The sequence below is a fragment of the Galactobacter valiniphilus genome, from assembly GCF_003575975.1.
Classification (GTDB): Bacteria; Actinomycetota; Actinomycetes; order Actinomycetales; family Micrococcaceae; genus Galactobacter; species Galactobacter valiniphilus.
In genome coordinates this window covers 47,303-59,782 of the sequence record NZ_QQXK01000024.1, presented here as the reverse complement: position 1 = coordinate 59,782, position 12,480 = coordinate 47,303, and the positions used below count along the sequence as shown (strand labels likewise).

At 69.3% G+C, this 12,480-nt stretch carries 10 protein-coding genes; 6 read left to right on the top strand and 4 right to left on the bottom strand.

Features of this window, described 5'->3' with window-relative positions; translation table 11 throughout:
* Positions 1-78: 78 nt before the first annotated feature.
* Positions 79-855, bottom strand: coding sequence for a phosphatase PAP2 family protein (locus tag DWB68_RS11845; protein ID WP_147391669.1), 777 nt, complete (start codon positions 853-855; stop codon positions 79-81).
* Positions 856-1,006: 151 nt separating this feature from the next.
* Positions 1,007-1,771 carry a FadR/GntR family transcriptional regulator gene (locus DWB68_RS11840; protein ID WP_233548781.1) on the bottom strand — a complete coding sequence of 255 codons (765 nt, stop codon included), beginning with the start codon at positions 1,769-1,771 and terminating at the stop codon, positions 1,007-1,009.
* 226 nt (positions 1,772-1,997) lie between these two features.
* Between DWB68_RS11840 and DWB68_RS11835 the strand changes: the two genes are divergently transcribed.
* The 5 genes from DWB68_RS11835 to DWB68_RS11815 all read left to right on the top strand — a co-directional run bounded on the left by DWB68_RS11835 (position 1,998) and on the right by DWB68_RS11815 (position 8,681).
* Entirely contained in the window at positions 1,998-3,527 is a 1,530-nt protein-coding gene (locus DWB68_RS11835) for an ABC transporter substrate-binding protein (RefSeq protein WP_119425334.1), read from the top strand.
* A 32-nt stretch (positions 3,528-3,559) separates the two neighbouring features.
* A complete protein-coding gene (locus DWB68_RS11830; protein ID WP_119425333.1) occupies positions 3,560-4,513 on the top strand; it encodes an ABC transporter permease in 954 nt (317 codons plus the stop codon).
* 9 nt (positions 4,514-4,522) lie between these two features.
* Complete coding sequence (locus tag DWB68_RS11825; protein ID WP_119425332.1) at positions 4,523-5,422, top strand: ABC transporter permease; 900 nt, start codon at positions 4,523-4,525, stop codon at positions 5,420-5,422.
* Positions 5,419-7,206 (top strand): ABC transporter ATP-binding protein, encoded by a 1,788-nt coding sequence (locus tag DWB68_RS11820; protein ID WP_119425331.1) that lies wholly within the window; start codon positions 5,419-5,421, stop codon positions 7,204-7,206. Before DWB68_RS11825 ends, DWB68_RS11820 begins: the two co-directional genes overlap by 4 nt.
* Before the next feature lie 80 nt (positions 7,207-7,286).
* Entirely contained in the window at positions 7,287-8,681 is a 1,395-nt protein-coding gene (locus DWB68_RS11815; protein ID WP_119425330.1) for an amidase, read from the top strand.
* 139 nt (positions 8,682-8,820) lie between these two features.
* Here DWB68_RS11815 and DWB68_RS11810 read toward each other — a convergent pair whose 3' ends face one another.
* Together DWB68_RS11810 and DWB68_RS11805 are read right to left on the bottom strand one after the other, a co-directional pair.
* Positions 8,821-9,609 (bottom strand): SDR family NAD(P)-dependent oxidoreductase, encoded by a 789-nt coding sequence (locus tag DWB68_RS11810; protein WP_119425329.1) that lies wholly within the window; start codon positions 9,607-9,609, stop codon positions 8,821-8,823.
* A gap of 61 nt (positions 9,610-9,670) precedes the next feature.
* Positions 9,671-11,164: an aldehyde dehydrogenase family protein gene (locus DWB68_RS11805; RefSeq protein ID WP_119425328.1), complete on the bottom strand. Its 1,494-nt coding sequence runs from the start codon at positions 11,162-11,164 to the stop codon at positions 9,671-9,673.
* A 116-nt stretch (positions 11,165-11,280) separates the two neighbouring features.
* On the opposite strand from DWB68_RS11805, the gene DWB68_RS11800 reads away from it, so the two are divergent.
* Complete coding sequence (locus DWB68_RS11800; RefSeq protein WP_119425327.1) at positions 11,281-12,441, top strand: 3-isopropylmalate dehydrogenase; 1,161 nt, start codon at positions 11,281-11,283, stop codon at positions 12,439-12,441.
* Positions 12,442-12,480: the final 39 nt, after the last annotated feature.

Here is a 12,480-nt window from a genome sequence, read left to right as displayed (position 1 = left end):
CAATCATCACCGACCCCACACCGGCATCGGAGGCCTCTCACCCATCGATCGCGTCCACAACGTCAGTGGGAAGAACAGCTAGAGCGCCTCCCCGGCGGCCCGGCGGCGGCCCACCGCCACGGACACCGCGTTCACCGCGGCCAGCACCACAAAGCTCGCGAGCGCTCCGAGCGCCACTCCACACGCGACGTCGTGCACCCAATGCGCGCCGGAGGCGACGCGGGAGGCGAGCACCATGACCAGCAGCAGGCCGGCGAGCAGCCGCAGCCAGAGCCGTGGGCTCGCGATGACGACGGCCACGGCCAGCGCCACGGCCACCGCGGTGTGATTGCTCGGCCACGAATAGTCGTTCAGCGGCGGGCATGCGCTCAGCCCCAGCTCGCTGCACGGGCGGATCTCGCGCACCACGTTCTTGAGTCCCGAGGCCACCACAAAGGCGACCGCGGCAGCCGCGGCGGCGACGAGGCCGGAGGCCCAGCGGGCCCGTTCCTCGCCGATCGGTGAGCGTCGGCTGAGGGTGATCCCGAGCGCCGCGAGCAGGCCAAGACCCGCCACCCCGGCGTCGCCGAGTCGGTCCACGCCCGCGCCGCTGCCGCCGGCCCCCAGCCAGGCCGTGGCGGCCTCGGAGAGCGGGAGGGCGAAGGGGGCCGCCACGAGGGCCAGCACCGCGCCGGCCGCGGCCAGCACCATGATGCCTGCCCAGGGAACGCAGGCGAGGCCGGGCTCGCCCGCGCCGGGGACCACTCGGCCGCTGGTCTCCGAGGCGACCCCACGGCCACGCGGGCTCGGGGCGCTCGAGGCGAGTGGCGGAAACTGGCCCGTGGTGGGCGAATGGGATGGGGCATGGCCGGTCATGCTTTCAAGTCAACGCGCCGCGTGGCCGGCCTGGCGTCCTGCGTGGGTCGGAACCGGGTCCCGAGTGCATCAGACCAGGGTCGTACAACGCGCCGCCCGCGGCCTTCGCCGTCTTGCGCCATGCGCAGGGGACGGGCCCCGCGCTGCGCCCCTACGGCTCGTCGCGCACGAGGGGTTCCAGGGAACCGGGGGTGGAGAGGAGATGATCGAAGCGGTCGAAGAGCGCGCGCCTGGCCAGCCGCGAGGCCTCGGCCGGGCGGCCAGCCTCGATGGCCTCGAAGAGCGCCCGGTCGCGCCCCACGGAGTCTTGTTCAAGCGCAGCCGTGTCGGCCGTAGACGAGAGTTCCGCCTGCATGGACGCGAGCAGGGCCTCCGACACGGCCTGTCCGCAGGCGGCGATCAGCTCGTTGCCTGAGGCCTTCCAGACCGCTCGGTGGAAGTCCAGATCCGCCTGGGCGAAATCGCTGGCGTCGCCCCCGACGGCGCCCTCCATGGCGTCGATGGCCCGCCGCATGAGCTCAAGTTGCGGCTCGTCCCTGCGTGCTGCGGCGAGCCGGACGGCCGTGGACTCCAACATCATGCGGAACTGCAGCAGCTCGGTCAGTCCCACCGAGTCCAAGAGCGTGAGGGTGCTGAGTGACCGGGCCATGAGAGAGGAGGAGGGGGCGAGGACCTCGGGCCCGCCGCGGCTGCCGGCGCGCGATTCGACGAGTCCCATCACCTGGAGGACGCGCAGGGCTTCCCGGACGGTGGGGCGGGAGACGGAGAACTGCGTCATGAGCTCGCGCTCGCTCGGAAGGTGATCCCCGGGGCGGAGGTCCCCCGCGCGGATGGCACCCTCGATCTGCTCAACAATGCGCTCGTACGTCCGGACGGGGACGGCCGGGCTGAACTGGGCTGGTGGCACGGCGTTCACGCTCCTGTGGCCGCTCCTCGCGGCGACGATCGGGTTTGTGCGCAACCTTAGTGCCGTGACGTCGGAACGAGAGGATTTGCACAGAGGTAACTGGTCGGACAAGACATCTATGTTCTCTTGGTGGCAAACTGGTGTTAGATGGCTCACATCACGATCGGTGTTCGCACCCCCGTTCAACGCGTCGAGAGCGTCCGCAGCGTTCGCCTCGCCGAGGAAGAAGGATCACATGCGTCGTTCCATCCCCGCCCTCTTCGCGAGCCGTCTCGCGGCGCTGGGGCTCGTCAGCGCCCTGGCCCTGACCGCCTGTTCGGCCGGGTCAAGCAACTCCTCTGGAGGCGACGCCGCCGCCAAGGACACGCTGAACGTGGCCCTGACCGGCGAACCCGTGAACCTCGACTTCACCACGACGGCCGGCGCTGCCATCCCGCAGGCCATGATGTCCAACGTCTACGAGGGCCTCGTCCAGGTGGACCAGGAGGGCAAGATCCAGCCCCTGCTGGCCACCGAATGGAAGGTCTCCGAGGACCGCGAGAGCTACACCTTCACCCTGAAGGAGGGCGTGAAGTTCTCCAACGGTGCCGACTTCACCGCGGATGACGTGAAGTTCTCCCTGGATCGCGTGAAGTCCGATGCCTGGAAGAACGGCCTCAAGTCCAAGATGGATGTCGTCTCATCGGTCAAGGTCGATTCCCCGACTCAGGTCACCGTCACGCTCTCGCAGCCGTCCCAGGCGTGGCTCTATTCCATGACCACCCTCGTTGGCGCCATGTTCGATGAGTCTGGCGTGAGCGACCTGGCCAACCAGCCCGTGGGCACCGGCCCCTACGCGCTGGGCGAGTGGAAGCGCGGAGAGGCCATCACGCTCAAGGCCCGCGAGGACTACTGGGGCACCAAGCCCGGCATCCCCACGGTGAACCTGCGATACTTCGCCGACGCCGTCGCGACCACCAACGCTCTCAAGTCCGGCGACGTCGACCTGGTGTACAACATGCAGGCCCCCGAGCTGCTCAGCGGCTTCGAGGGTGACAGCAAGTACCAGGTGCTCAAGGGCACCTCCAACGGCGAGATCATCCTGTCGATGAACAACAAGAAGGCGCCGTTTAACGACGTCCGTGTGCGTCAGGCCGTCATGTACGCCGTGGACCGCCAGGCTGTTATGGATACCGCATGGGCCGGCCTCGGAACCCAAGTGGGTGGCCCCGTGCCGACCACCGACCCGTACTACGAGGACCTCAACAGCGTGTACCCCCACGATGTGGACAAGGCCAAGTCCCTTCTGAAGGAGGCAGGGGCGGAGAACCTCTCGATCACCTTCAGCGTGCCGACGCGCCCGTATGCCCAGGCCGTCTCCGAGATCGTGGTCTCTCAGCTCAAGGAAGTCGGGATTAACGCCAAGATCGAGTCCGCAGAATTCCCGGCCGTCTGGCTCGACAAGGTCTTCACGAAGCACGAATACCAGATGTCCGTGGTGCTCGCCGTAGAGTCTCGCGACGTCCTGACCATGTTCAACAACCCCGACTACTACATCGGCTACGACAACTCGAAGATCAAGGCAGACGCCGCGGCCGCTGACCAGGCGGACGAGGCTGGCTACGTGCAGGGCATGAAGAAGGTGGTGCGCCAGATCGTGGACGACGCGGCCGCTGACACGCTCTTTATCTTCCCCAACGTGGTGGTCGGCAAGGCCGGCCTGGCCGGTGTTCCTGCGAACTCGGTCACCGAGGCGCTGAGCCTCTCCGGCATCGCCTGGAAGTGATCAACCCTTCGCATCACTGAGGAAAGGCCCGCATGCTGATACGCACCTTCGTCAACCTCGCCCGCTTCGTTGTCTCCTTTGTTGTGGCCTCGGTGTTGGTGTTTATCGTCATGCGGGCCGTCCCCGGCGACCCGGCGCAGATCGCCGCGGGCGAGAACGCCACCCCCGAGCTCGTGGAGCAGATGCGCCGGGAGTTCGGGACCGATCGGCCGCTGATCGTGCAGTACTGGGACTGGTTCTCCGGGCTCGTGACGGGCAACTTTGGCACCTCGTACGTCACGCGCACCGAACTCACCGGACAGATCGTGGACCGCGTTCAGGTGTCGCTGATCCTCGTGGCGCTGGCCATCATCGTGGCTCTGATCGTCGCCATCCCTGCCGGGACGTTCGCCGCGGTGAGGCACCGGGACGCCTCCGGCGCCGTCGTGAGCGCCCTGAGTCAGCTGGGCATCGCCATCCCTGGCTTCCTGCTTGGCGTCCTGCTCGTGGCCGTGTTCTCGCTGAGGCTGGGGTGGTTCCCCTCCAACGGTTGGGTGCCGCCCGCCGAGGGGGTGGGGGCGTTCCTCTCCAGGGTCACGCTTCCCGTCATGGCGCTGGCCGGCGTGCAGGCGGCGATCCTCACGCGCTACGTCCGTTCCGCGGTGCTCGAGGTCATGGGCGAGGACTACCTGCGCACGGCCAGGGCCAAGGGCCTCTCACCGCTGCAGGCGCTGCTCAAGCACGGTCTGCGCAACGCGGCTATCCCCGTCATCACGGTGACGAGCGTCCAGCTCGCGGCCCTCATCATCGGTGCCGTGGTGATCGAGCGCGTGTTTGTCATCCCGGGACTCGGCTCGTTCCTCCTGGACTCGGTGGGTAACCGCGACATGATCGCCGTGCAATCGGTGGTCATGGTGTTGGTGGGCATCACCTTGCTCATCAACCTCCTCGTCGATGTCCTCTACACCGTGCTGGATCCCCGGATCCGCCAGCGCACGAACGCTTAGGAGCCCGGCATGAGCACCACATCACAGCAAGCGGCCACAGAGGGGCGTCCGGCCACCGGAGGTTCCACAAGCACCCGTCGCCCGCGCCGTCGCCGCGGCACCCTCAACCTGCGCATCGGCGCGAGCCTTGTGGCGGTCGTCGTGCTTGCCGCACTGCTCTCCTACGTGTGGACTCCCTTCGACCCGACGCAGGCGATGCCCTCCGACCGGCTGCAGGCACCCAACGCCACGCATTGGTTCGGCACGGACAAGTACGGTCGCGACACCTTCTCCGCCGTGCTCCAAGGAGCACGGATCACCCTGCTCGTGGGCGTCGTTGCCGTGGGCATCGCCCTCCTGGTGGGCACGCCGCTTGGCATCTGGGCCGGCATGCGCCGCGGGGCCGCGGAGGAAGTCACGATGCGCTTCGCGGACATCCTCCTGGCCTTCCCGGCGCTGCTCATGGCCATCATGTTTGCCGCCTCTTTCGGCGCCTCCACCGTGACCGCCATGGTCGCGATCGGCCTCGGGTCCGTGCCCGGATTCGCTCGCGTGGCCCGCTCAGGCACCCTGCAGGTCATGAGCACGGAGTACGTGCAGGCCGCGCGGGCCTCGAGCCAGCCCGCCTTGCGCATGGCCCGCAGGCACGTCCTGCCCAACATTGCGGGCATGGTGGTGGTGCAGTGCTCGGTGACCTTTGCCCTTGCGGTGTTGGCCGAGGCCGCGCTGTCCTTCCTGGGGCTCGGCACGCCCCCGCCCACCCCGTCGTGGGGACGCATGCTGCAGGAATCGCAGCAGTTCCTGGACAGCATGCCTGCGCTCGCGATCTTCCCCGGCGTGGCCATCGCCGTGGCCGTGCTCGGCTTCAACCTGCTGGGTGACGGCCTGCGAGACCGCTTCGATCCGAAGATGACTGGAGGAAAGTCATGAGCTCCGCTCACGATGACCGTGCGGCAGCCGCCCCTTCCCTGCTCAGCGTCCGTTCGCTTGGTGTGGGGCTGGGGGAGGTGGAGCTCGTGCGTGGGGTGAGCTTCGAGATGGCCAAGGGCGAGCGGATCGGCCTCATCGGTGAGTCCGGCTCCGGCAAGTCGGTGACGTCGTTGGCGCTCATGGGCCTGCTCCCCGATGGCCTGCGGGCCTCCGGCGAGGTGCGCCTGAACGGTTTTGGGCACAACATCGTCGATGCCCCGGACCGGGCCGTGCGGGGGCTGCGCGGAGACCGCGTCTCCATGGTCTTCCAGGAGCCGCTCACCGCGCTGAACCCGCTCATGCGGGTGGGCGCGCAAGTGGCCGAGGTGATCAGGATTCACGGCAAGGCGGCCGGCCGGGCGCAGGCCGCGCAGAAGGCCGTGCAGATGCTTGACGCCGTCAAACTCCCCGACCCGGCGGAGGCGGCCAAGGCCTACCCGCATCAGCTCTCCGGCGGTCAGCGCCAGCGCGTCATGCTGGCCATGGCGTTGGCCAACAATCCCGAGTTGCTCATCTGTGACGAGCCCACGACGGCGTTGGACGTGACGGTCCAGCGGCAGGTGCTTGACCTCGTGGGCGAGTCCGTCAAGGAGCGCGGCACGGGCCTGCTCTTCATCACCCACGACTTGGCCGTGGTGGCGAATACGTGTGAGCGCGTCATGGTCATGCACCAGGGTCTGGTGGTGGAGTCCGGCACCACGGAAGAGGTCTTCACTCGGCCCACACATGCCTACACGCGGGCGCTCTTGGCCGCGAGCGACCTCGAGGCGACCGACGAGAACGGACGGCTCTTCACGGTGGTGTCCGCCCGGGATTACACGCCTCCCGCCTCGGATGAGGAGCACGCCAAGGCACAGATGGTGCGGCTCGCCGAGCGCTCCGCTGATCGCTTGGCCCTAGAGGAAACGGAGTCGCTGGCCGCCGCCCACGAGGAGCAGGTCATCGAGGTCAAGGAGCTGCGCCGCACATACACGCGCGGTCGCACGAGCCTGTTCTCCCTGCCGGGCACGGTGGACGCGCTCAAGGGCATCAGCTTCTCGGTGGCACCCGGGGAGCGTCTGGGCATCGTGGGCGAATCGGGTTCCGGCAAGACCACCTTGCTGCGCATCCTCGCTGGCCTGGACCGCCCGAGCTCCGGCTCCGTGACGGTTGCCGGCAACCAGGTCGCCGGGGCCAGGGAGTCGGAACTGCGTGAGCTGCGTCAGCAATTGCAGATCGTGTTCCAAGACCCCATGGGCTCGCTGGACCCGCGCATGCGCGTGCTGGACATCATCACGGAGCCGCTCCTGGTTCCCGGCCAGGCGCTCAACGCGGCGCAGCGCAGGGGCCTGGCGGAGAAGATGGTGGAGGCGGTCGGCCTGCCCGTGTCGGCGCTCGAGCGGTTCCCTCATCAGTTCTCCGGCGGCCAGCGTCAGCGCATCTCGATCGCCCGCGCGCTCATTTGCCGTCCCCAGGTCTTGGTGGCGGATGAGCCGGTATCCGCGCTCGACGTTTCGGTCCGGGCGCAGGTGCTGAACCTGCTGGCGGACCTCGTGGATGACTACGCGCTGACGCTGGTGTTCGTGTCCCATGACCTCGCGGTGGTGCGACACCTGTGCGATCGCGTCATCGTGATGCACGCCGGCTCCATCGTTGAAGAGGGGCCCACGGAGCAGATCTACACGGCGCCCCAGCATCCCTACACGCAGCAGCTCGTGGCGAGCTCCATGAACTTGCGCGAAGAGATTCTGGCCCGGCACGCGTGAGCGCGGCCAGGCAAGCCCGCCGCGCGTGAACCGCACCCACCACTGACCTTCCCCTCACTCCCCTCACGAGAGGACCACCCGTGCTGACGACTTCCCTCGCATCGCGCACCTCCGCCGAACTGTCCCAGGCCTATGCGGAGGGGCTTGACCCCCGCGAGGTGGCGGAGGCGGTCATCGAAAGGGTGCAAGAGCGCGAGCCGGTTCTGAACGCTCTGTACCTCTTCGACCCGGAGCAGGTGCGGGCGGACGCGGCTGCCTCGGCCCGGCGCTGGGCCGCCGGCGCGCCGCTGAGCCGGTGGGACGGCGTTCCGGCCACGGTCAAGGAGAACGTGTGGCGCAAGGGCCGCCCGGCACCCTCCGGGACGGCCCTTCCGGAGCCGCCGCTGGCCCCCTCGAACGCGCCGATCGTGGACCGACTCGAAGAGGCCGGGGTGGTCATCGTGGGCTCCACGACCATGCCGGATTGGGGCATGCTCTCCTCCGGCGTCTCCTCGCTGCATGGCATTTCCCGCAATGCGTGGGATCCCACCCTGACGACGGGCGGGTCATCGGCCGGGGCCGGCGCCGCCGCGGCCGCCGGCTACGGCCCCTGGCACGTGGGGACGGACATCGGCGGTTCCATCCGCTTACCCGGTAGCTGGGCGGGGCTCGCGACGCTCAAGCCGAGCGATGGACTTGTCCCGTTGCACGCCCCGTACAAGGGGCGCGTGGCCGGTCCCATGGCCCGCTCCGTGGCGGAGCTGCAGGCCATGATGAGCGTGATCGCGACGCCGGACCCGCGCGACTACCTCTCCCGCGCTTACAGCCCCATGAACTGGGCGGCCAGACTGGCCGAACCCTCGCACCTGCGCGTGGCGGTCCAGCGTGAGGCCGGCTCGGGTGCGCCCGTGGAACCGGACGTCGCCGCGGCCTTTGAACGCGCCGTCGGGCTCTTTGCCGGCGCTGGCGCCCGGCTCGAGGAGGTCGCGCCGTTCATGCCCGCGGAGGCCTTGGCCGGCCTGGACGGTTTCTGGCGCACGCGTTCCTGGAACGATCTGCAGGCGCTGCCGCCGGAGCAGCAGGAGCTGGTCCTGCCGTACATCGCCCGGTGGGCGAGGGGCGGTGCCCAGTACGACGGCGCGGCGACGATCCGTAACTTTGACCGGCAGGCGCAGATCGCCCAGGTGACGCGCGCAGCCACCGACGGCTTCGACCTCGTGCTCTCGCCTGTGGCGCCCATGGCGGCATTCCCCGCCGAGCGCCCCATGCCCATCGACGATCCCGATCAGCCGATGGCCCACATCTCCTTCACCCTGCCCTACAACATGTCGGGCCAGCCCGCCGCCACCGTCAACTGCGGTTTCACCGCTGACGGCCGGACCATCGGGCTCCAGATCGCCGGACCGATCGGTGCAGACGACGCGGTGTTGGCCGCCGCCGCCTGGTTCGAATCGGTGCGGGAGCAAGCGACGCCGGATTGGTCGCTCGTGCCCTGAGTTGGGGCGTCCCGTCCGCCCCAACCACGGGTGAGACGGGGCCTCACACAGGCGGTGCCGCGCTGGGAAGGGAAGATCCCTTTCCCAGCGCGGCACCGGTGCGCGCCCGCGGCGCGCTGAGCCGAGCGCCGCCCGGTCCTCAGGCCGGCGGGGTGTAGCGGCCGTCGATGGCGGTCCATCCGCCGTCGATCATGAGGGTGGAGCCCGTCACGAAGCTCGCTGCCCGCGAGGCGAGGTACACCACGCCCCCCGCGAGCTCCTCTGGCCGGGACCAGCGGCCAAGAGCTGACTTCTGCGCGTAGGCGCCGTACCACTCCGGATTGGCCTTGATCTGCGCCGTGAGGGGCGTCTCCACCACGCCGGGGGCGATCGCGTTGACGCGGACGCCCTGCGGGCCAAACTCCGCTGCCGCCGTCTTGATGAGCTGCACCAGGCCGGCCTTGCTGGCCGCGTAGACGCCCTGGCCCGGCTCCACGACCTGCGCGCGGATGGAGGCGAAGCCGATGATGGAGCCGCCGCCGTTGGCCGCCATGACCGGGGCAAACGTCTGGATGAGCAGGAACGAGGAGCGCAGGTTGAGGTTCACGACGCGGTCGAACTCGTCGAGGGAATAGTCGGCGATGCGCTTGCGCACATTGGTCGCGGCCGTGAACACGAGCACGGCGAGGTCGGGGTAGGCCGCGGCGGCCGCTGCGACGTCGTCCTGGTTGGTGACGTCCAGGCGCAGCGACGTGGCCTCGGCACCCGTGGCCCGGACGTCGGCGGCGGTCTGCTCCGCCGTGGCTGCGTCCCGGTCGGCGCACACGAGCGCGGCGCCGTGGGCGGCAAGCGCCAGCGCAGACTCGCGGCCGATGCCGGAGCCGGCGCCGATCACCATGGCTCGCTGGCCCTGCAGGCCAAAGAGGTGCGAGTAGTCGATGGAGGTCATTGTTCTCCTCAAGAAGGGGTGGTGCCGGCGGGCCGGGCGTGGAGGGAGCGGTGAAGGCCGGTCAGGCCGGGCGGATCATGGCCATGCGAGTCACGGTGAATTCCTCCATGGCCCAGCGCGGGCCCTCGCGGCCAATCCCGGAGTCCTTGACGCCGCCGTAGGGCATGACGTCGGAGCGGAAACCGGGGATCTCGTTGACCACCACGCCGCCGACCGCCAGCCGGTCGATCGCTGCAAACGCGTTGCTCAGCGAGGCGGTGTAGACGGAGGCCTGGAGGCCGTAGCGGGAGTCGTTGACGAGGTCGATGGCTTCGTCCATGGTCTCCACCGTGTCGAGGCAGACCACGGGGCCGAAGATTTCCTCGGCCCACAGGAGGGAGGAATGCTCGACGCCGGTGAGGACGGTGGGTGCCACGAGGCCCGTTTCCGCGTGGCTGGCGGCCCGGCCGCCGGCCAGGACGGTGGCGCCGGCCTCGGCCGCGGCGTCGATCCAGGAGAGGATGCGTTCGGCCGAGCGGGCGTTGATGACGGGTGCCACGCGCGTGGCCTCGTCGCGAGGGTCGCCCACGATCACCTCGGGCAGGCGCTCCAGCAGTGCTTCGGTGAATCGCTGCGCGATGGGGCGGGCCAGGACCACGCGCTGCACTGAAATGCAGGCCTGGCCGTTGGCGTAGAAGCCGCCGCGAAGGACGGCGTCCACGGCGGCGTCCACGTCGCCGTCCTCGGCGACGATGAGCCCGGTGGCCGAGCCGAGCTCCAGCACGGTCTTGCGCGGGGCGGCGTTGCGGGAGATGACGTGGCCCACGGCCGCCGAACCCGTGAAGGAGATGACCTGCACACGCTCGTCGGCCACGAGTGCCTCGCCAACCTCGGTTGCCCCCGAGACCAACTGGGCGGCGGAGCGCGGGACCCCGTGCTCGGCCAGCACGTCGCGGATGATGCTGACCATCCAGGCCGTTGTCAGCACGGTGTCCGGCGAGGGCTTCAGCATGATGGGGCAGCCGGCGGCCAGTGCCGGGGCGATCTTGTGCGTGGCCAGCAGGAGCGGGTAGTTGAAACCGGCGATGCCGAGGATCAGCCCGGCCGGCTTGCGCGTGAAGTAGCCGAGCATGCCGGTGCCGAGGGGTTGCAGGTCCAAGGGGACGGTCTCGCCCGTGAGGCGGGTGATCTCGTCTCCCGCGGCCTGCCACGTGGTCAGCGTGCGCGCCGTCTCGACGCGGCAGTCCACGAGCGGCTTGCCCGTTTCGAGGACCAGTAGGCGCTGGAGCTGACCTTCATGTGCCGCGAGGCGCTCGCGGATGGTGTCCACGATGGAGCGGCGCTGAGCGGAGGAGAGCGCTGCCATGGGGCGTTGTGCCGCGGCGCCTGCGGCCACAGCCGCCTTGGCCTCGTCGACGGAGGCGGCGGGGGCCTGGGCAAAGACCTCGCCCGTGAAGGGGAAGCGCGCGGGCGTCCAGGCGCCGGCCGGCCGGTCGGCGTCGCCAATCAGGAGGTGAGTGAGCACTGCGGAGGGCAACTGCACTCCGGGGTCGATGGGCAGCGCGGGCTGGGTCATGCGTCCTCCGAGGGATCAGTAGACCGGTTGCACGGTCCCCGGGCGAACCGCCACGGGAGTGGTCTTACCAGTTATATTGGTTATAGTAACGCGCATCACAAATCGGAGGCAATCTCATGTCGAGTAACACCCCCCAGCAGCCCTCGTCCTACTCGCTCGCCGTGGTGCCGGGCGACGGGATCGGCCCCGAGGTCACCTCGGCCGCGCTCGCGGTGCTGGATGCCGCCGAGGCGGCATTTGGCTTCACCACCACGCGCGAGGTCTTCAGTGCCGGCGCCCATCACTATGTGGCCACCGGGGAGCTCTTTGCGGAGATCGAGGAGCGCCTGCGGGGGCATGACGCCATCCTGTTTGGATCGATGGGGGATCCCTCGGTGCAGCCAGGCATCCTCGAACGCGGCTTCATTCTTCAGATGCGCCAGCGCTTTGCGCAGGCGGCCAATGTGCGCCCCGTGCGCCTCTATCCGGGCGTGCGCACACCCATCGCGGACCTCACGCCTGAACGCTGCGACCTCGTCATCGTCCGGGAGAACACCGAGGGTGCCTATGTGGGCCGCGGCTCCACCGTGCACGAGGGCACGCCCCACGCCGTCGCCGTTCAAGAGTCGATCAACACCAAGGCCGGAGTGGCGCGCGTGGTGGAGTACGCGTTCCGCCTGGCCGCCGCCCGGCGTCGCAAGCTCACGCTGTGCCACAAGACCAACATCCTCGTGGAGGCCGGCAAGCTCTGGGCCGGGACCGTAGCGGAGATTGGCGAGCGCTACCCGGAGGTGGAGGTGGACTACGTGCACGTGGACGCCATGTGCTTCCATCTGCCCACCGCGCCGGAGCGCTTCGACGTGGTCGTGACCGACAACCTCTTTGGCGACATCATCACCGATCTGGGGGCCACCGTTCAGGGCGGCATGGGCGTGGCCGCTAGCGCCAACCTCAACCTCGATGGCAGCGCCCCGAGCATGTTCGAGGCCATCCACGGCTCGGCCCCGGACATCGCCGGCACGGGCGCCGCCAACCCGGCCGGCGCCGTGCTGTCACTCTCCCTCCTGCTGGGCCATCTGGGCGAGGCGGAGGCCGCGGCGGCCGTCGAGGCGGCGGCTGTCCACGTGATCGGAGGGATGCAGTCGCTCACGGGCCCGGGCATGGGCGGCACCACCGACGAGGTAGGGCAGGCCATGGCCCAGGCGGTGACGGCCTTGGCCGAAGGGCACCTGTCATCCCCCCTCCGCGATTCGCTCACCGGCGCCATGGCTGCGGTAAGGGGCGGGGCCCAGCGCTGATCTAGCCCCGGAGGCCACCCCTCGCCACCTCCTCGCGCA